The organism is Vibrio sp. Scap24, assembly GCF_013394185.1.
Lineage (GTDB): Bacteria > Pseudomonadota > Gammaproteobacteria > Enterobacterales > Vibrionaceae > Vibrio > Vibrio pomeroyi.
Genome location: NZ_CP041333.1, coordinates 303,296 through 323,433, shown reverse-complemented (window position 1 = coordinate 323,433; position 20,138 = coordinate 303,296). Strand labels below are relative to the sequence as shown.

The window sequence follows — 20,138 nt, the reverse complement described above, 5'->3', positions numbered from 1 at the left end:
TTGATCGTTTTCATTAACAGAATGATTTTAATTGCCAGATTTGACCCCATATCATTAAACATTGGCTACACAGATGTAATTTGGAACCTTCAATGACCCAAGAAAAATTCGACACCATTTACCAACGTGCTGCTCACCGCAAAGGCGGCGCAGCAGAGCTCGAAAAGATTGTTCGAGCACCTCTATCACAAGCCGAACTCTCACAAATTACCGACGACCGTTGGTTGGCAGCCTTTACTGAAAAGGTATTCCAGTGTGGTATTTCCTGGAATGTGGTGAGGAAGAAGTGGCCGCAATTTGAAGAAGTGTTCTTTGAGTTCGACATCGAAAAAATGTTGATGCTGCCGAATGAGATGTGGGAGCAGAAAGCACAAGATCCACGTATTATTCGCCACCTCACCAAGGTGATGACCATCCCTGCCAACGCAATGATGATCCACAATGCCAAGCGTGAAGCCGATTCATTCTCACAAATGGTTGCCGACTGGCCATCAGAACGCATTACAGAACTTTGGGATTACCTGAAGAAACACGGTAAGCGATTGGGCGGAAACACAGGAGCTTACACCTTGCGCCAAATGGGCAAAGACACATTCATCTTATCTTCGGACGTTGAAGCGCACCTGCGCAGCACAGATGTGGTTGATAGCGGTCGCAACACCAAACGAGCACAAGTCGCGGCAAGTAAGGCTTTCAACGAGTGGCAGCAGCAATCAGGTCGTACCCTGAGCGAAATAAGCCAGATCGTCGCCTACAGCTGTGGCGATAATCGCGTCTAGTTCAAGAAGAATGGCTTAAAGCTTTAGATTGCACACAGTTCCCTGCAAACTAAATGTTATAAGTCATTAACAAATAAGCGTGCATCGCACTTTCATCCGGTGGCATTGTATAGATAAATGTATACAATATAGAGTAACACTCATGAATTATTCTCGACCAACCCAACTCGACTAAACAAGGGCCCTTATCTCTATGACAGCTCTCAAAAATTCTGTCTCCAAAGGTGTAAAAACAAAAGTAACAGGCCAGACTCAAGACGATGTTGTTTACTGCCATATCTTCGACGCGATACTAGAACAAAGGCTTCCACCAGCCACCAAATTAAGCGAAGAAGCGTTAGCAGAAATCTTTGGCGTTAGCCGCACGATCATTCGCCGTGCCTTATTGCGTCTCTCATTAGAGCAAGTTGTGGTGATCCGTCCAAACCGAGGTGCCATGATTGCTGCGCCAACGGTAGACGAAGCCAAACAGATATTTAAAGCGCGAGAAGTGATGGAGCTTGCTATCACAGAGCTTGCCGTAAAAAACGCCACCAAAGCTCAAATCGAAGAGTGCAGAAAATTGGTCGCGAAAGAGAACTGTGCCTTTGACCAAGGTGACTACGGCTCTGGATTACGTTTGTCTGGTGAGTTCCACATCAAACTGGCAGAGATGGCAGAAAACGCACCACTGCTTGCCTTCCAGCGCAGCCTAGTGTCGCAAACCTCACTGCTGATCGCTCAATACGAAACAGGTAATCACTCGAACTGTTCTTTGGATGAACACGAAGATTTACTTGATGCGATTGAGTCTGGCGATGAAGAGCAAGCCGTCGAGTTGATGAAAGAGCACTTGAGCCACATTCGTTCGAAGCTCAATCTAGACAGCAGCACCGCATCGAGTGACCTGCATGTTGTGTTCTCAGATTTACTTAAGAACAAGTCATAACGAGTTGACCATTCCAATCCAGCTCTAACAACTTTCTTTTAACAACCTTTTGTTAACAAGACGGGAGAGAAGTAAGCCTCTGCGTTTACTTCTCTTTTTTATGCTCTCCCCATAATGATAGACGCGAAGATCGGCGCACTTTCGCCTCAAAATACTCTCGATTCTGAACAGAATAGTGCTCTTAGCCTCTATAGCATTTGCTCCCTAATGCCAAAATTCTTGTCTTTATTTTGTATACATAGTCATTAATTCATTCACACCACAAAACTCAGCACTTCCAATTTAAATCCCAATAAAACAAGCAACTAAAGATAAAATTAGATTGTATACAATCTACCAAGTCGCAATGTTGTTGCATTTTTGTAAATAAATAGTTGACCACAGGGTCAGGATGGATAATTATTGACCTAGAAGTCAAAAAGAATACACATGGAAAAATGTCGATTTACAAGGAGGTCTCTTGATTACTTTTTTGCTCAATCAGGAAATAAGACGTGAAGACAATCTGTCGCCGAATATGACAGTGCTCAATTACCTTCGTACCAAGGTTAATAAAACCGGTACCAAAGAAGGTTGTGGGTCTGGTGACTGTGGCGCATGTACCGTCGTTTTAGGTGAAGTAGTGGATGGACAGCTGCAATACCGCTCGGTGAACTCTTGCCTTACGTTCGTTTCAGCGCTGCATGGTAAACAGCTAATCACAGTAGAAGATCTACAAAACCGAGATAAGTCACTGCACCCAGTGCAAAAAGCGGTGGTTGATTTTCACGGTTCACAATGTGGTTACTGCACGCCGGGCTTCATCATGTCGATGTTTGCGCTAGGCAAGAACAAACCCGATGCGAGCAAAGAAGATGTCATGGAATCCCTGGCGGGTAACTTATGTCGTTGTACTGGCTACCGCCCGATTGTTGATGCTGCGATGTCGCTTTCAACAGACCAACCTTTGATCGACCAATTTGCTGAACTGGAACGCAACACCATCAAGAAGCTAGAAGATATTCAAGACACCGAGGCCAACTTACGCCTTGGTCACCTCACCGCTTTTTCCCCGAAAAGCACGGATGAGCTGGCCAAGCTTTTTCAAGCACATCCGAACGCGAAGCTGGTTGCTGGCGGCACGGATTTAGCATTGGAAGTGACACAATTCCATCGCGAGATTGAAACACTGATCAGCGTAAACCTTGTTGAAGACATGAAGGTGTGCGAAGAGACCGACACCGACTTAATCATTGGTGCCAACCTTCCAATCAGTGACTCTTACGCACTACTGAAAAAACACTACCCAGATTTTGGTGAGCTACTGCACCGCTTTGCTTCCCTACAAGTACGTAACCAAGGCACCATTGGCGGTAATGTTGCTAATGCTTCACCTATCGGTGACACCCCTCCTCTGCTGATTGCCCTTAACGCGAAGATAAAACTTCGTTGTGGCGATGAGTCACGCACCATGCCGATTGAAGATTACTTCATCAGCTACAAAGTGACGGCGCAAAAAGAGAGTGAGTTCATTGAGCAGATCATCATTCCTAAGCCAGCTAACGACAGCTTCCGAGCTTACAAACTGTCTAAACGTTTAGACGATGACATCTCTGCGGTGTGTGGTGCGTTCGATATTCAAATTGAAGATGGCAAGGTTTCTTACGCTCGTATCGCCTTTGGTGGTATGGCTGCAACGCCTAAGCGCGCGGCGCGTTGTGAAAACACGTTATTAGGCAAACCGTGGACAGACGCTAATATTAAGTTAGCGATGCAGGAACTGTATAACGACTTTGAGCCGCTATCCGATTTCCGTGCAAGCCAAGAATACCGTTCATTGTCGGCAGCCAATATGTTGCGTCGCTACTTCATTGAACAGCAGAACAAAAACAACCAAATCGAAACAAGGGTAACGTCTTATGTCTAATTCGAACAAGCATGCGATGACCCACGAAGAGATGGTTACCATTGCAAAACAAGACCTAAAAACTGGCGTAGGTAAAAGCGTTAAACACGACAGTGCAGCCAAGCAAGTCACGGGCGAAGCGGTGTACATTGACGACCGCCTAGAGTTCCCAAATCAACTGCACGTGTACGCACGCCTGAGTACTCAAGCACACGCGAAGATCACTAAGATCGACGTATCACCGTGTTACGACTTTGAAGGTGTAGCTATTGCTATTCAAGCCAAAGACGTACCGGGAGAGCTGGATATTGGTGCAATCCTACCGGGTGACCCACTGCTTGCAGACGGCAAAGTAGAATATTATGGCCAACCCGTGATTGCCGTGGCAGCTAACGATCTAGAAACCGCACGCAAAGCCGCACACGCAGCCATTATTGAATACGAAGAGCTACCTGCCATCCTTGATGTCAAAGAAGCGCTAGCAAAAGAGCACTTCGTGACAGAGAGCCACACTCAACAGCGTGGTGACTCGAAAGCCGCGCTGGCAAAAGCGAAACACGTGATCTCTGGCGACCTAGAGATCGGCGGCCAAGAACACTTCTACCTAGAAACCCAAATCAGTAGCGTAATACCAACCGAAGATGGCGGCATGATCGTCTACACCTCGACTCAAAACCCGACTGAAGTTCAAAAGCTGGTTGCGGAAGTGATTGGCGTACCGATGCACAAAGTCGTGATTGATATGCGTCGTATGGGTGGTGGTTTCGGTGGTAAAGAGACTCAAGCGGCCTCTCCAGCCTGTATGGCAGCGGTTATTGCCCACCTTACAGGCCGACCGACCAAAATGCGCCTGCTGCGTAATGAAGACATGCAGCAAACCGGTAAACGCCACCCGTTCTACAATCAATACACCGTCGGTTTTGACGACAATGGTGTGATTCAAGGTGCCGACATTACCGTTGCAGGTAACTGTGGTTACTCACCAGACTTATCAAGCTCTATCGTCGACCGTGCGATGTTCCACTCGGACAACGCTTATTACCTAGGCGATGCAACAGTGGTCGGTCACCGATGCAAAACCAACACAGCATCGAACACCGCATACCGTGGCTTTGGTGGCCCGCAAGGCATGATGACTATTGAACACATCATGGACGAGATTGCGCGTTACCTGAAAAAAGATCCTTTGGAAGTACGTAAGGCGAACTACTACGGCGAAGAAGGCCGTGACGTGACCCATTACTACCAAACCGTTGAAGACAACTTTTTACCTGAGATAACCGAACAGCTTGAACGCAGCAGTGACTATCACGCACGTCGTAAAGAAATCGCTGAGTTCAACAAGCAAAGCCCTATCTTGAAGAAAGGTCTAGCGATCACGCCAGTGAAATTCGGCATCTCGTTTACTGCGACTTTCTTGAACCAAGCAGGTGCGCTCATCCATATCTACACCGATGGCAGTATTCATTTGAATCACGGTGGTACGGAAATGGGGCAAGGCTTGAACATCAAAGTGGCACAAATCGTTGCACAGGAGTTCCAAGTCGATGTCGAACGTATCCAGATCACCGCTACAAACACAGACAAAGTTCCGAACACATCACCAACCGCAGCCTCATCGGGCGCCGACCTCAACGGTAAGGCCGCGCAAAACGCCGCAATAACCATTAAGCAGCGCCTGATCGACTTCGCTTCTTCGCACTTCAAAGTGTGGCCTGAAGAGGTGATGTTCAAGAACGGCATGGTGCAGATCCGCGATGAGATCATGACCTTCAACTCATTTGTTGAACTGGCTTGGTTTAATCAAATTTCGCTATCGAGCACTGGCTTCTACCGCACTCCAAAGATCTATTACGATCACGAGAAAGCGCGCGGTCGCCCGTTCTACTACTACGCGTATGGTGCCTCTTGTTCAGAAGTCATCATCGATACCCTAACCGGCGAGAACAAGATTCTGCGAGTCGATATCCTGCATGACGTGGGCGCTTCATTGAACCCAGCGATTGATATCGGCCAAGTCGAAGGCGGCTTTGTGCAAGGTGTCGGTTGGTTAACAACGGAAGAGTTGGTTTGGAACCAGCAAGGCCGATTAATGACCAACGGCCCGGCGAGTTACAAGATCCCTGCGATTGCTGATATGCCGATTGATTTCAGAACGCACCTTTTGGAAAACCGCAGCAACCCAGAAGACACCGTCTTCAACTCGAAAGCCGTGGGTGAACCACCTTTCATGTTGGGTATGTCGGTATGGAGTGCACTGAAAGATGCGATTAGCTATGTCGCTGTCGATGGTGCGATTCCTAAGCTCAACACACCCGCAACGCCAGAACGCATTCTGATGGCGATTCAGGAAGTAACTGAAACGGCTAAGACTTCGGTCGATGCACAATCAGAAACGGCTTAGGGCGTAATGAATAGCTAGGAAAGCAAGGAAGGGATTTAGGAGGACATATGTTTAAGGATAATTGGATTCACGAACTGGCAAAACTGGAAGAGAACTACGAGCCATGTGTAATGGTGACGGTTCTTGAAGACAGAGGCTCAGTGCCGCGTGATGCGGGTACCAAGATGCTTGTCACTCGTGACCGAATCATCGCTACGATTGGTGGTGGTCACCTTGAACATGTGGCCACTAAAATGGCGCGCGAAATGCTGATTGCCAGCGAAAAATCACTCAAAGTGGAACGCTTCAACCTAGGTGCTCGTTTAGGCCAGTGTTGTGGCGGTATGGCTACATTGAGCTTTGAACCAATAGGCACTCAGCAGAATCACCTTGTGTTGTTCGGCGCTGGCCACGTTGCCAAAGCGCTGCTGCACATTGTCGCGACCCTGCCCTTCCGTGTGACCTGGATTGATGAACGCGAAGAGGTATTCCCTGAAGCACTGCCACACGGTGTGAAAAAACTTGTCTCAGACGACCCTGTCGGAGAAGTGAAACATATGCCGCCGAACAGCTATTACCTTGTGATGACGCATAACCACCAGCTTGATTTCGACTTAACTAAAGCCATTATCGACCGTGAAGACAGCCGTTACTTCGGCATGATTGGTTCGCTTACCAAACGTAAGAAGTTCGACTTCCGCTTAGAGCAACGCGGCTACAGCCAAGAACAAATCGAAACCATGATTTGCCCGATTGGCATTAGCGCCGTGAACGGCAAACATCCGGCTGAAATTGCGGTATCGGTTGCGGGTGAACTGATCGCACACTATCAAGGCCAAGCGCTTGAACAAAAGCGCCCAACCAAACAATATCGAAATCAGGATTTGACCGATCAACACAGTCAACCAAGCGATGTAGGCGAACCACCATTGGAAGAGAAGATCGCCTAACACAAGTCGCAAAGCTTCAGTGGCCATCACGTCGCTGAAGTCATTAAAAGGAAGTAAACATGACAACGCAACGCAAAGCTTATCGCGCCAGTATTTTACATAGCGTAGCCGATCCAAAAGACGTCGGCATCGATGAGTCTTACAACTATTTTGAAGACGGTGTTTTAGTGGTAGAGAACGGCCACATCGTCGACTTAGGCCATGCCGATGAAGTATTGGCTCGCCAGCCTAAAACACTCGAAGTAAAAGAGTACAAAGATAAACTGATCACCTCTGGCTTTATTGATACGCACATCCACTACCCTCAAACGGGGATGATCGCGTCTTACGGTGAGCAGCTACTTGATTGGTTAGAAAACTACACTTTCCCAGAAGAGAAACGCTTCAAAAACCCAGTCTATGCACACAAAGTGGCGAAGCTATTCCTAGACGAATTAGCAAGTAACGGTACTACTACAGCACTGGTTTTTGGCACGGTACACAAAGAGTCAGTTAACGTATTCTTTGAAGAAGCCGAGAAGCGCAACCTACGTATGATCGCGGGTAAGGTTTTAATGGATCGCAACGCGCCTGATTACCTCACCGACACCCCAGAATCTGGCTACGCTGACTCCAAAGAACTGATTGAGAAATGGCATAACCGCAGCCGTTTACTTTATGCCGTAACGCCTCGTTTTGCGCCAACCAGCACACCAGAGCAATTGGCTACCGTTGGTAAACTGCTAGAAGAGTACCCAGATGTGTACATGCACACGCACCTTTCTGAAAACGAAAAAGAGATTGAATGGGTAAAAGAACTGTTCCCAGAGCGCGACAGCTATTTAGATGTGTATGACCACTATGGCCTACTGCACAAACGTTCAGTATTCGCCCATGGCATTCACTTGTCTGACTGCGAGTGTAAGCGCCTAGCGGATACCGAATCTGCTATCGCTTTCTGTCCAACCTCAAACCTGTTCTTAGGCTCAGGTTTATTCCGATTACCCGAAATGGAAGAGCACGGCATTCGTGTTGGTATGGGTACTGATGTAGGCGCAGGCACTAGCTTCTCAATCCTGCAAACCATGAGTGAAGCCTACAAGATCATGCAGCTTCAACATAAGAAGCTGCACCCAGCCAAATCGCTGTTCTTGGCAACATTAGGTGGCGCACGCTCCCTGCATTTAGAAGACAAGATCGGTAACTTAGAAGTCGGTAAAGAAGCCGATTTCGTGGTACTCGACTTACACGCCACACAATTGATGCGCTTTAGAATGGAACAAGCAACCAAGCTTGAAGAAAAGCTGTTTGTGCTAATGAGTTTGGGCGACGACAGAACCGTCAGCGAGACTTACATCTATGGTGAGAAAACCTACGATGTGAACTTCAAAGACTACAAGAAGCTCGTTAGCTAGACTGAAAACCGAGTAACAATCGCTAGACAGCGACAGCCGTCGTTAATTAAAAATCCGTCCAGATTTATCTAGCCTTTAAAGACCAGTTGCTGATGCCACTGGTCTTTTTTGTGCTTCATTCAAAGAAATATAAATTAACCGCTCACAGACAACGATCTTCGGTGACGCCAAGTCATTATATTGATAGGTTAATGTTTATACATATCGACTTCATACTTCACTTTAGCGTCTCTCTTAAACATTCGTTTCTCAGCTAAATGGAAGCACTCAATCTAGAAAGGAATTCTATGTTCGAACAGGTCGTCAGCATTCTGTTTCCCGTTTTTGCTTTAGCCAGTGCTGGCTTTGCGGTCGGCCGTTGGCTCAAGCCCGATTTCAAACCGATCAATCGCATTAACATGGATGTCTGTATTCCTGCTTTGGTGTTTGCGTCGCTGACCACCATGCCCCTCGACACCGAGCAACTGCCACTTATCTCAGCCTCTCTGGTCGCAGTGTTAGTGCCAGCCTTATTGATGATTCCAATCTGTAAGATCTTTAAGCTCAACTTCAAAGCTTGGGCTCCGCCACACATGTTCCGCAACAGTGGCAACCTCGCCATTCCCCTGTTCACTTATACCTTTGGCGAAAGCGCATTGGCCCCTGCGGTATTATTGTTTGTGGTATCGGCATGTGTGCACATTAGTGTCGGTTTAGCGCTACTAAGCGAAGGTAATCCGATCAAGCAGATCCTCAAAATGCCGATATTCTTAGCCGCCGCATTAGCGATGACGTTGAACCTATCTGGCATTGCGGTGTGGAATCCAATCTACGAAGCCACTTCGCTGCTTGGGCAGGCTGCTGTCCCAATCATGCTGTTGTCGCTGGGTTCGCAAATGGTCAACTTGAGGCTGAGCGGATTAAAAGTCGGCTTGTTGTGCACGGCTCAATCGCTATTTACTGGCGCCATCGCCTTTACCATCATCTACTTCTTTATTCCGCTGCCTACGCTACACCTACAAATGATGGTGCTGTTCACCATGCTGCCACCCGCCGTGATGAACTATCTGTTCGCAGAACGCTTCAATGTCGAGCCACCTAAGGTCGCGTCTATGGTGTTGTTCGGCAACTTCTTAAGCGTAGTAACGCTACCGATATTACTGTCGTTCGCGCTGTCTTTATCGAGTTAGCTTTTTACGCATTTATCTAATTTGAGCTCTGCAGTCACTTTCGTCAAACGCAACGCAATTGCGAAGCAGACCAAGTAAGGACTCACATACCAGAAGATGCTTTCTAGTGGCTGCTTCACCTGCGCTTCTCTGGTTTTAATGTATTGGTTCTTCTGTTTTTCATACTGACTCAGCATTCCACTCACCCACACGGCGTCGCTTTCCACCAGCGATACGCTAGGCGCAGGAACCGTAAAATCAGCGGCGTTGGGCAACAGAGTGAAATCGACATCTTTGAATGTAATAGCCGTGTTCAAATACCACAAACACGCTTCATGGTGCTGTCCATTAGCGTCTAAAGATGGCTGACCTGTACAGATGTCGCTTCTTAATTTATCCAAAGAAAACTGCTGAATCGACTCTAAAATAGTGACTGCTCTAGTTTGTTCAGTCTCGACCCAATCACCGGCTACCGATGCCCGAATTTCAGACACTGCACCCAGCATGCCGATACCCGCCAACAGCGGCCATAAATAATCCATAAGCTTCCATTTGCGTCGGCTCAAGTTGAACCCACACCAAATTGGAATATGTAAGATGAGCGTTAGCCCTAGTGATAGCAAAACGAAATTCAAGGAGCTAGAGAGCATGAGTTCGCTATCGAAGAAGTGCTTCATAATGAGTTACTTGCCTGTATGACAAAGAGTAAATTGATACTAGGTTCGATATTAGAAAAGAGTGTAAGAGGAAAGTAAAAACAGCACCAAGAATTGGCGCTGGCGCTGTTTATTTGAGCATGTAATTACCGAGACAAAGCTTACTTTGGAATTATTCGATAGTACTGAAATCTAGGTTTCTAGGTACCGCCACACTAACCACCTGAGTGCCTGCGATTAAATCATGCAAGCAGCGTCTATTTTTGCGGAAAACAAACAGGTAATTAAGAATCGATATAAACTGACCAATAACAGGAATATAAACAAAGATGCTCATAGGTAAGATTCGTTTGATCACTATGTTGAACAGTCCTATTTGCTTACCGTCCATATCAACAATCGCAATTTCCATTACATTTTTTCCGATCGTTTGTCCCTTTTTTTGCAGTAAGTAGCCATGACACAAGAGGAACACCACCCAGCCATAAATAAACATCATTATTTGTTCGTGTAGTTCAACGCCCCATTAGAAACGGCTCGATCGAACAAATTGGTATATAAAGCAACTGGAATCATAGCAGCCGCATAAATGAGGCCATCGATAACAAACGCCCAAACGCGAGACCATCGAGATGCGAGCACAATTTCGGGTGTATTTTCTACTACTTCAGACATGTCCTTTCCTAAAGTGATATTGATTATGAACGTCGAGAAATCGATTTTTGATAGCGTTAGGCTGATGTACTGATAGACAAATCTTGAAATTAATTCGAAAGAAAACACTTTGCTTTCAATAGATAAGATACGCTTTATAAAATCGAGAAAAACATAACACAAGCAAATGCCAAAACTAATACACCATGCAATATATGTGAGCTTAGTTGCTTAAATTTCGACTATGAAACGCAATAAGATAGGTAGAAGGGAATTTAAGAAAGTAAATTCCCAGAGGCAATGATTTTTTACTTAACAGTTTGTATTAATAATATTTTTATCAATTGGACGATGAGAGGTGAGGCGCACTGGTGCTATTTCAAAGCCAATACATGCTCAATGAAATGCGCTTTCTTTTCACGGTACTCATCTTGTGGCCAACCTTCACAAGACATTTTGAGGGTGTTGTATTGCTCCACTAATGCCGGATTCACACGTAGCTTGTCACGAAACGTTAGAAAGCATTCAAACTCAGAACCATTAGTGACCACTTGCAAGGCCATATCATCAACGGATGTAGATTCCAACATACACAGTTCTGATGTTCTTAACGTATCGAGTTTCTCTTTAAAGCCGAGTGTTGTAAGTCGCTCTATAGCATCCTCAAGTTCGCCAAGCTCAACTCCAACGAAGATATCTAAATCGCCCTTAGATACGGCGGATGGAATAGAAGATGCGCCTACATGCTCGACTCTCGCGTTAGGTATCAGCTTTCTGATGTCACGCTCATATCGAGCAAACATTTCATGACAAGCCGTTTGGTATTGTTCAGCAGGGTAGAATTTCATACTTCCTCACTTCTATGACTGGCTCTAAGCATTAAAAACTATTGAACACACCAATAGCTAACAGAAATAGCGCAATGCTAATCGCCCCGATATAAGAGATTCTGGTTCGCTCTTTTTCACTTGGAATCAATGAGGGGAAACGCCCTAATGTGAAGACTTTACAAACTATCCAGCCAGAACCATAACCATAACCAATAAATTCGATCACGAGCGACTGAAACATATATCTGAAGAATGCGCTTAACGCCCTAAAATACGCGACTATCAAGTCTTCCATTTTCTGTCCTAATTAAAGTCAATTTGGAACAGAAAATGCCATGGGTAGAGATTCATATTAAGTATCTTATACAGAACTACACACGTAAAGAATAGCTCTTAAAGGTAAGCGCTCACCACTGACATGCAATGATTCACAGAATCTTCTTTCTCACCAACAGGCGCAACATAGTGAATTGCAGCTTCGGCATGCGCTTGATCTGCGAGTTTACTGATAACCCATGCAGCTAGATATTTGGATGACAAGCAGCCGCCTGCTGTAGCAATGTTTCCTTCCGCATAAAACGGCTGATCCAACACAGTCACGCCGGATTCAATTACCCATGGCTTCGTTGTTAAATCAGTACAAGCTGGAACCTGATTCAGCAATCCCAATACCGACATTAACAAAGTCCCTGAACATTGACCGCCAAGCAATTGTGTTTGTGGGTTAAGGTTTAACCTTGAGAGTAATTTAGCATCTTGGGCGATATCGCGGGTCAGCATGCCACTACCGAACAACACGGCATCAGCAGTATTGGCAAACTCCAGAGGTTGCTGAGATTGAATTGTGACTCCATTCATTGAAGTCACTGATTCAGTGGGGCTAGTAATCTGCACATTCCAGCCAAACTCTTTCATTCGGTTCAAAATACCCGATGCGATGAAAGAATCCAGCTCATTAAATCCATCAAATGTTAGTACGGCAATATCCATATTGGCTCTATTCCTACCTAGTTATATCGCTGCTTGTTGATTATCTTTAAATTCGAAGCCTAAATTGATTCATAGAAACAAAGTATTACAAGCCAAACCTTTCTTTTGCATAATTTAAAGCGAGAGACTTTACCACCGAAAACGGTACATCAATAATCACTCCACCTAGTTTAGACTTAACTTTCGACATAACTGACTCCGAACTAATACTGTCTAGGAACTCATGTCCCTCCCAAGACAACCCAAACGGGTAGACTGATATTATTCTCTCGGGTGTCGTAGTTGAAACAACTTTTTCAGCGTCTAACAAGCCAGCTTCAAACATTCTTCGTAAATGATAAGACACTATTTGGTCATCATAATTTGGAACTTGTAGCCCCTGAATCATCGATATTTCTTGTCTACTTTCAAGTAGCTTAAGAATAATTACAACTAACTCCAAATCTCTCTTCATATTATCTTTCTGAACCTAGCTAACTCTAAGTACAAACACTCTAAACCACATATGCATATGGAGTCACCAAGTGAATAATATTTCTGCTTTCTCTTGTTCAAAAACAAAAAATCCCCGGCGATAGGAGCCGGGGGAAGATGGGGAAAATGAGTCTGACGTATGCCTGCGATCAAACTCCCCCGAAACCTCATCTAAAGCTGATGTCCTAGTTGAGGGATTGGCAAATGGTTGTTGAAATGTCGTGTCTTACTTTGGCAACGATTCAATCAGAGAAAGCCATCATCTATCCTCTATATTCCGCTTGATCATGCGATAAACCAGAAATGCAGCGACAATGCATAGAACAGTCATCACGATGCTGCTAATACCAAGAAAAACGTAAATTGGTTCCACTTCTTCTCCCATCACTCTCTCCAGAAATAAGCCTCGATGACTCTAACATCATCAGTAACACACTAATATTTAATGATAATTTAAAGGTTAACACCCTTTATTTGGCCGTAATTTTTGTTCTATCGCTAATTATTAATTAGCCAAAGCCAACGAACTGTTGTTATACTCGCCCAAAATAAGGGGCGTCATCCTTTATTTTTTTGAAGTCTACGTTTAGTCAGACTTATCGTCAAGCTACTTCGTAACCAAAAGTCAGAATAACCGCTCAACTCTATTGACGTTGGGTTCCTAAATTTGAACATAGGGTCACCCCTTACAAGAGCAAAACATGAAAAAAGCAGCACTCACTACCCTCATTTTAGCCATGTCTTTATCGGCACCAATTAATGCTGAAATTGGCGTAGGCCTAACCGCCAGTTACTCGCCAAATGTTTACAAGGGAGGCGATACAGAAGTTACGCAGTTCCCTCTCATTAGTTACGATAATGGCCATTTTTTCATTGAAGGTGTCCAAGCTGGCTATCGCTTGGCTCCAAAAGGCAGCGTGAACAATCTCGTTATCTTTGCGGCCTACGATCCTCGCACCTTAGACGCGAAGGAATCCGATGATCCCGATATCAAGAAGCTGAATGATCGCGATCCTTCATTCATGGGTGGCTTAGCTTATGTATTGACGACGAATGTTGGAGAGCTCAGAGCAGGCATGGGTACCGATATTGGTTCAGTTCACAATGGCCTTTATGCAGAAACTCGTTACAGCTACCACATCAATATGGGGCCATTTGGTTTGATCCCAGCGATAGGATATTCACTCAATAGCGATAAATTGAATGAGCATTTGTACGGTGTGTCAGCGTCTGAAGCAGCCAATACCCGCTTTGAAGAATTTAACCCAAACTGGAGTGGACGTTACTTTGTCGGTTTGACCGGTTACATGCACTTATCAAAACAATTACGTTTAACGGGTGGGGTTAGATATGAAAACCTCGACTCTGAAATCGAGAAAAGTCCGATACTTGAGAGTACAACATCGGTTATTGGGAATGTTGGGGTCAGTTACACTTTCTAGTGGCTTGAGCGCATTTAACACGACTGAATAGCAATGAAACTGGTTTAGAAAAAGGACTTTCTACAACCTTGAACGCTAGTAGAAACCGCTATACGTACAGATCTATTTTGTTCATTTTCTTAACCACATCTTCCCCTTGAATCCTTTTTAATACCGTTCCATTCGACGATGAGATAACAATTTGCTTTTGGCTATCTAACTTGGCTGACAAGTCAGTTTTATTCGCTGAAAACGTGGTGTTGATGTAATCCGTTGCACTATTCAGTTTGTGACTGCTCAATGGGGAATGTATCAGGTTGGTCATCATTTCACGCCTTTTAAAAAATAAAGGTTAACAACCTCTATTCTATATGCTAAATGTATAATTTCAATAGCATGAACTCGATGAGGTCTTTTTGAGCCATTGATGTTCAGTGACTTAACGATCGATTGTATCGCAAGCTTTGTGCCTTTATTCTACGGCCTGTTACTGCTTATTATCGATGGCACATAAAACACAACTATCATCCAACGTTCGGAGGCAAGAGTGGGAAGAGCAAGCGCTGCACAAGCGATTATTACACGCCAAAAGATCATCGATGCTGCATTTGATATCGCATTAAATGAAGGCTTCGACAAGGCAACCTTTGCTTATATTGCTAAGAAAGCCGGAGTGTCTAAGTCAGGGATTAATGCTCACTTCGATAGGAAAGCTGATATTGCTAAAGAGCTTGAGCCTCTTTTTGCGAAGATCATCAATGAGCACTTAAACTACGAGTCAACCGCGGCCTTCTCTAAGACATGGCAGAAAGCCATTGATAACGAACCTAGTTTTGTAGCGGCCATTGTCGCATTCGGCCCTATTATGCCAACCGAGAAAGGCATCAAAGGGCTGCAAGCCAAAATCCAAGGTAAAGAACAAGAAGTGCTCGACTGTATTTATCACTGTATTGGCTATGCCGTTTGTAATATTCAATCTCGCAAATCCGCTTAATTCGCCTTTCCTATACCCGATGGTCCAAAAACAAAAAGCCCCGGTTATAGGAACCGGGGAAACAGGGTGGGATGAGTTTGGCGCGTGCCCGTAAACCAAACTCTCCCCAAGCCTCACCTAAGACTCATGCTCTTAGGTAAAGGATGCTGAGTACTGTTATTGCAAAGTACGGTTATTGAAGCGTCGCGCCTTGCTCTACCCAAGTGCCGATGAGTGCGCGCTCTTCATCAGTCATTTGAGTCATGTTGCCAAGCGGCATCACCTTGGTTGTTACCGTTTGAGCAACAATTCTTGGTACGTTTGCTTTGATCTCTTCTGGCGTATCAAACATCACACCACCTGGCGCAGCAGCAAAAGCGGCGTGGCTAGGGGTTGATGAGTGACACACAGAACAACGCTCTTGAATGACTTTGTTGATGGTTTCAAAGCTAACGCCTGCGCTCGCAGATTGCGTTGCGTGTGCTGGAGCCTGTTGAGCATCAGTCGTTGCAGAAGCGGTACTGCTCGCAGCAAATTCTTCTGGAGCCGATTCTGTCGCGCTCACTTGCGCTTCTTGAACCACTGGCGCTTGCACAACCGGAGTCATCTGTTTTTTCGCGTAAGGTGAGGTAACAAACGCGAGAGTAATCATACCCAATGCCGCTACTGGCACAGTCCATGCAAACTTCTGACTACCATGACGTGTATTGAAATAGTGACGCACCAAGATACTGAAGATCGCTAAGCCAGCAAGAATCAGCCAGTTATATTCCGAGCCATAAGTGCTTGGGAAGTGATTACTGATCATGATGAACAGCACTGGCAGTGTCATGTAGTTGTTGTGACGAGAGCGCAGTAGACCTTTCGCAGGCAGTGCTGGATCCGGTTCGCGTTTCTCTTCAATCGCTTTCACCAAGTTACGCTGTGCAGGCATGATAACGCGGAATACGTTACCCACCATGATGGTACCAATGATGGCACCCACGTGGATGTAAGCACCACGACCACTGAACACTTGAGTTAGGCCATAGGTCGCAGCGACGAGCAGTACAAACAGAACAACGCCAAGCAGTACCGGGGTCTTGCCTAATGGTGAGTCACACAGTAAGTCGTAGATAAACCAACCGGCAACGAATGAACCAATACCAATCGCGATTGCCGTTGTTGAATCAAGGCCAGAGCCCGGTGCAATCAGGTAAATTTCAGCGTTAAGGTAGTAAACCACACCCAGTAGACACACACCGGTAATCCACGTGAAGTAGGCTTCCCATTTGAACCAGTGCAGGTGCTCTGGCATTTCTGGTGGCGCGAGTTTGTACTTCTCTAGGTGATAAATACCACCGCCGTGAATCGCCCATAAGTCGCCTGAAAGGCCCGTTTTAGGGTTAACTCGGTTAAGGTTGTTCTCTAACCAAACAAAGTAAAATGATGCGCCTATCCACGCAACACCAACAATCATGTGAATCCAGCGAATCGCTAAATTCAACCACTCTGTAATATGCGGATCCATAATAAACTCCTGTATCACAACGCTTTAGCTAAGCGTTGCTCTTCCTTGTTGCCTTCCGTTGGCAGATCGTCCAAATGCAATGCCACTCGGTCGCTGTCGAAATAAACTTCATCACAGTTATGACCTTCTCCGCCTCTATCGACAATCAAGAACTGGTCTTGATCGGTGAGCGCGAGAACTGGGTGATGCCACACCCCTTTGTGATAGTTCACTCCTTGACGGCCGTTGCTTAAGAAAGCTCGGCTATTGGCTAACGTTGGGTTATCGCCTTTTGGTGCAACAACAATTAAATAGGGTTGACCAAGTAATGGAACGAATGCCTGAGAGCCAAGTGGATGACGCTCTAACATTTCGATGGTCAGTGGGTAGCTCAACGGTGTGGCCTGGAAGATGCTGATGATCGCTTCTCCGTCTTGGTCTTGCACATCCGTTGCCGCTAGCTTGTGGTAGCGACGTGTTGATCCACTGTTGATCATGAAGAAATCACTATTATCGGACTCAATAACATCGCCAAACTCTGCAAAAGCTTGCTTGGTTAACGGTTCGATAGATAAACGACGTATTCCATTACTCATACTCATTTCCTTACCTATTTCGCTTTCGTACCAAATAGACGCAAACGGCTGATGCCACCATCTGGGAATATGTTTGCACGTACGTGGGTAATCGCACCAAGGTCGTTTACCTCAGAAATGAATTCGTGAATCTCGTGCGCTTGTAGCTTTTGTGCAGGCAAGAGTTCACGCCAGAATAGGCTTTGTGTTTCCACTTGGTCGTCGGTACCACCTTTCACGTAAGCCGCTTGGATTGAGCAGCTGTCTGGGTAGTTACCTTTGAAGTGTGCCGTATCCACAACGATACGTTCGATGTTTCCTGGGTGGCCTAGTGCCACGATTACCCAATCATTACCCGGTGTACGACGACGTGCTGTTTCCCAGCCATCACCCATGTTTTCACCGCGGCCTGGGCCTAAGATGTTGGCTTTGTTGCCGTAGTGCTCATCGCTACATGCGAGTGCTCGGCCACCGTGTTCAACGGCTGCTAGGTCGACTTGTTGCTGAGAGTCTATTGCGTCCCAATCCACGCTTGGTCGGCCATAAATACGTAGACGTGCGACACCACCGTCTGGGTAGATGTTCAAACGTAGGTGTGTAAATACTTGGTCACTTTCGATGTCTTCAAGATGATGATGATCACCCTGTAGTGCCATTGAAGGCAGAATTTCTTGCCACTCTGTTGAGTCAGTTGGCTCACCTTGTGGTGAATAACATGCGTCGATTGATGCCGAAGGTGGGAAGTTACCTGTGAAGAATGAGGTATCAATATCAACGCCAGCAATGGTGCCAGCTAGGCCAAGGCGAACGACACAGTAGTCGTAACCTTCGCCACGTTTGCGTCTGCTTTCCCAGCCATCCATCCACTTGCCGTTGTCGTCGTATAAGTCGTCTTTCCACTCTGGTGCTGCGTGGCTGAGTAGACGGCTTTTATCTGCGAAAAAATCGTCGGTTGCGAAGATAGCTTCTGCGCCGAGTTTTTCGTCTGCAAGGTTTATGTACTGTTCAAATTTATGGGTCATGTCCGTGTAATCCTATGAAATTAATCAAGTAATAATAAAATGAGAACTTAGTGGCTTATGTTTTTACAAATCAAACCTTTAGCGCACTAAGACTGGGCTGAGATAGCTGTTAACTCCGTTAACTTACATATCCCAGAGACGAAACATCGCGATCTTGTTGATCTCTTGAATCGCCGTAGCAAACTCAGTTTCACTATCATTTCCTAATCGCATCTCGAACGACTCAAGAATTTGGTAACGATTGGCTCCCTTCACCGCCATGATAAAAGGGAAATTGAAGCGACTTTTGTAGCTGTTGTTGTAAGAAGTGAATTTTTCAAATTCTTCGGCGCTGCATTGATCAATGCCCGCCCCCGCTTGTTCTTTTGTCGACGACTCAGTGAGTTCGCCGTTTACTGCTGCTCTTCCCGCTAAATCTGGGTGAGCGTTGATCAAAGCCAACTGTTTGCCTTGATCGGCATTTAACAAGGTCGATGCCATTTTCAGATGAAGATTCTCGATATGATCATCTTCGGCATTCAAACCTTGGTCATACACCGCTTCAGCAACCCATGGGCTGTGTTCGTACACATCAGCAAAGTGCGCGACAAACATATCGCGACTCATGGTTGTTGGTTGGCAAGATCGAAATTCAGTCACGTTAAGCCTCCTTGCTGTTCGTTCTAATTTTGTTGTTCGTTGTATGGGTGATGTTGGTGCCAGTGGTTGGCGATATCGATTCGACGACATAGCCACACGCTGTCGTGCTGTTTTACGTAATCTAAGAAACGCCTTAATGCAGCAATACGACCGGGGCGACCAATCAGACGACAATGCAGCCCAACCGACATCATTTTCGGTGCGGTTTCGCCTTCCATATAAAGGGTGTCAAACGTGTCTTTTAGATATTGGAAGAACTGCTCACCCGAGTTGAAACCTTGCGCGGTTGAGAAGCGCATATCGTTTACATCGAGTGTGTATGGGATCACCAGTTGTGGATGGCCGGTTTCGGTGTGCCAATAAGGCAGGTCATCGTCATAGGCATCTGAGTCGTAAAGGAAGCCACCTTCTTCTGCAACTAAACGACGAGTATTTGGCCCCGTTCGACCTGTGTACCAACCTTGTGGTCGTTGACCCGTCACTTGTTGGATGATTTCGATAGCTTTAGTCATGTGGTCGCGCTCTTCTGACTCATCAATATATTGATAGTCTATCCAGCGATAACCGTGGCTACAGATTTCGTGACCCGCTTCGACCATGGCTTTGGCTACGTCTGGGTGACGCTCAATTGCCATAGCGACCGCAAACACAGTCAGTGGGATTTCATATTCATCGAACAAGCGAAGAACACGCCACACACCCGCTCGGCTACCATATTCATAGATGGATTCCATGCTGATGTGACGTTCGCCTTTGATCGGTTGTGCTGACGGGATCTCTGAGAGAAAGGCTTCAGACTCGTCGTCTCCATGTAACAAACAACGCTCACCGCCCTCTTCATAGTTCAATACAAAAGAAACCGCGACGCGCGCATTACCTGGCCATTGAGGGTTGGGAGGGTTAGCTCCGTAACCGATCAAATTTCTTGAATAATCCTTATTCATCCAA

General features: G+C 45.8%; 22 protein-coding genes. 9 read left to right on the top strand and 13 right to left on the bottom strand.

Annotation, left to right across the window (positions count from 1 at the left end; all coding sequences use genetic code 11):
* The first annotated feature begins 92 nt into the window (after nt 1-92).
* The 7 genes from FLM53_RS17000 to FLM53_RS16970 all read left to right on the top strand — a co-directional run bounded on the left by FLM53_RS17000 (nt 93) and on the right by FLM53_RS16970 (nt 9,488).
* Nucleotides 93-779, top strand: a complete 687-nt coding sequence (locus tag FLM53_RS17000) for a DNA-3-methyladenine glycosylase I (protein ID WP_008221039.1) — start codon at nt 93-95, stop codon at nt 777-779.
* Between the two features lie 193 nt (nt 780-972).
* Nucleotides 973-1,707: a GntR family transcriptional regulator gene (locus FLM53_RS16995; RefSeq protein ID WP_176678890.1), complete on the top strand. Its 735-nt coding sequence runs from the start codon at nt 973-975 to the stop codon at nt 1,705-1,707.
* A gap of 460 nt (nt 1,708-2,167) precedes the next feature.
* Nucleotides 2,168-3,613: a xanthine dehydrogenase small subunit gene (gene xdhA / locus FLM53_RS16990; RefSeq protein ID WP_176678891.1), complete on the top strand. Its 1,446-nt coding sequence runs from the start codon at nt 2,168-2,170 to the stop codon at nt 3,611-3,613.
* Entirely contained in the window at nt 3,606-5,996 is a 2,391-nt protein-coding gene (gene xdhB / locus FLM53_RS16985; RefSeq protein ID WP_176678892.1) for a xanthine dehydrogenase molybdopterin binding subunit, read from the top strand. Before xdhA ends, xdhB begins: the two co-directional genes overlap by 8 nt.
* Before the next feature lie 47 nt (nt 5,997-6,043).
* A complete protein-coding gene (gene xdhC, locus FLM53_RS16980) occupies nt 6,044-6,925 on the top strand; it encodes a xanthine dehydrogenase accessory protein XdhC (protein WP_108194364.1) in 882 nt (293 codons plus the stop codon).
* 59 nt (nt 6,926-6,984) lie between these two features.
* Complete coding sequence (gene guaD / locus FLM53_RS16975; protein WP_176678893.1) at nt 6,985-8,319, top strand: guanine deaminase; 1,335 nt, start codon at nt 6,985-6,987, stop codon at nt 8,317-8,319.
* Nucleotides 8,320-8,606: 287 nt separating this feature from the next.
* The gene (locus FLM53_RS16970) at nt 8,607-9,488 is read left to right on the top strand and encodes an AEC family transporter (RefSeq protein WP_161685255.1); all 882 of its coding nucleotides are present in this window, start codon (nt 8,607-8,609) and stop codon (nt 9,486-9,488) included.
* On the opposite strand, the gene FLM53_RS16965 is transcribed toward FLM53_RS16970, so the two are convergent.
* From FLM53_RS16965 to FLM53_RS16940, 7 genes are all read right to left on the bottom strand, one after another.
* Nucleotides 9,485-10,009, bottom strand: a complete 525-nt coding sequence (locus FLM53_RS16965; protein WP_176678894.1) for a hypothetical protein — start codon at nt 10,007-10,009, stop codon at nt 9,485-9,487. The two genes, FLM53_RS16970 and FLM53_RS16965, sit on opposite strands and share 4 nt — an antisense overlap.
* A gap of 286 nt (nt 10,010-10,295) precedes the next feature.
* Nucleotides 10,296-10,622 (bottom strand): RDD family protein, encoded by a 327-nt coding sequence (locus FLM53_RS16960; RefSeq protein WP_256099306.1) that lies wholly within the window; start codon nt 10,620-10,622, stop codon nt 10,296-10,298.
* On the bottom strand, nt 10,622-10,798 hold the full coding sequence (locus FLM53_RS24055; protein ID WP_256099307.1) for a hypothetical protein: 177 nt from the start codon (nt 10,796-10,798) through the stop codon (nt 10,622-10,624). Before FLM53_RS24055 ends, FLM53_RS16960 begins: the two co-directional genes overlap by 1 nt.
* A gap of 353 nt (nt 10,799-11,151) precedes the next feature.
* Entirely contained in the window at nt 11,152-11,625 is a 474-nt protein-coding gene (locus FLM53_RS16955; protein ID WP_176678895.1) for a GrpB family protein, read from the bottom strand.
* Between the two features lie 31 nt (nt 11,626-11,656).
* Nucleotides 11,657-11,902, bottom strand: a complete 246-nt coding sequence (locus tag FLM53_RS16950; RefSeq protein ID WP_176678896.1) for a hypothetical protein — start codon at nt 11,900-11,902, stop codon at nt 11,657-11,659.
* A 98-nt stretch (nt 11,903-12,000) separates the two neighbouring features.
* Complete coding sequence (locus tag FLM53_RS16945) at nt 12,001-12,597, bottom strand: DJ-1/PfpI family protein (protein WP_176678897.1); 597 nt, start codon at nt 12,595-12,597, stop codon at nt 12,001-12,003.
* 85 nt (nt 12,598-12,682) lie between these two features.
* Nucleotides 12,683-13,051, bottom strand: a complete 369-nt coding sequence (locus FLM53_RS16940) for a DUF2513 domain-containing protein (protein ID WP_176678898.1) — start codon at nt 13,049-13,051, stop codon at nt 12,683-12,685.
* 721 nt (nt 13,052-13,772) lie between these two features.
* Between FLM53_RS16940 and FLM53_RS16935 the strand changes: the two genes are divergently transcribed.
* Nucleotides 13,773-14,513 (top strand): MipA/OmpV family protein, encoded by a 741-nt coding sequence (locus tag FLM53_RS16935; protein ID WP_176678899.1) that lies wholly within the window; start codon nt 13,773-13,775, stop codon nt 14,511-14,513.
* An 88-nt stretch (nt 14,514-14,601) separates the two neighbouring features.
* Here FLM53_RS16935 and FLM53_RS16930 read toward each other — a convergent pair whose 3' ends face one another.
* Nucleotides 14,602-14,817 carry a hypothetical protein gene (locus FLM53_RS16930; RefSeq protein WP_176678900.1) on the bottom strand — a complete coding sequence of 72 codons (216 nt, stop codon included), beginning with the start codon at nt 14,815-14,817 and terminating at the stop codon, nt 14,602-14,604.
* 222 nt (nt 14,818-15,039) lie between these two features.
* Between FLM53_RS16930 and FLM53_RS16925 the strand changes: the two genes are divergently transcribed.
* Complete coding sequence (locus tag FLM53_RS16925) at nt 15,040-15,486, top strand: TetR/AcrR family transcriptional regulator (protein WP_176678901.1); 447 nt, start codon at nt 15,040-15,042, stop codon at nt 15,484-15,486.
* A 172-nt stretch (nt 15,487-15,658) separates the two neighbouring features.
* On the opposite strand, the gene FLM53_RS16920 is transcribed toward FLM53_RS16925, so the two are convergent.
* From FLM53_RS16920 to puuE, 5 genes are all read right to left on the bottom strand, one after another.
* Entirely contained in the window at nt 15,659-16,975 is a 1,317-nt protein-coding gene (locus tag FLM53_RS16920) for a urate hydroxylase PuuD (RefSeq protein WP_176678902.1), read from the bottom strand.
* Between the two features lie 14 nt (nt 16,976-16,989).
* Entirely contained in the window at nt 16,990-17,550 is a 561-nt protein-coding gene (locus FLM53_RS16915) for an ureidoglycolate lyase (protein ID WP_176678903.1), read from the bottom strand.
* A 14-nt stretch (nt 17,551-17,564) separates the two neighbouring features.
* Complete coding sequence (alc, locus tag FLM53_RS16910; protein ID WP_176678904.1) at nt 17,565-18,551, bottom strand: allantoicase; 987 nt, start codon at nt 18,549-18,551, stop codon at nt 17,565-17,567.
* 123 nt (nt 18,552-18,674) lie between these two features.
* On the bottom strand, nt 18,675-19,190 hold the full coding sequence (uraD, locus tag FLM53_RS16905) for a 2-oxo-4-hydroxy-4-carboxy-5-ureidoimidazoline decarboxylase (RefSeq protein WP_176678905.1): 516 nt from the start codon (nt 19,188-19,190) through the stop codon (nt 18,675-18,677).
* Nucleotides 19,191-19,213: 23 nt separating this feature from the next.
* Nucleotides 19,214-20,134 carry an allantoinase PuuE gene (puuE, locus tag FLM53_RS16900; RefSeq protein ID WP_008220988.1) on the bottom strand — a complete coding sequence of 307 codons (921 nt, stop codon included), beginning with the start codon at nt 20,132-20,134 and terminating at the stop codon, nt 19,214-19,216.
* Nucleotides 20,135-20,138: the final 4 nt, after the last annotated feature.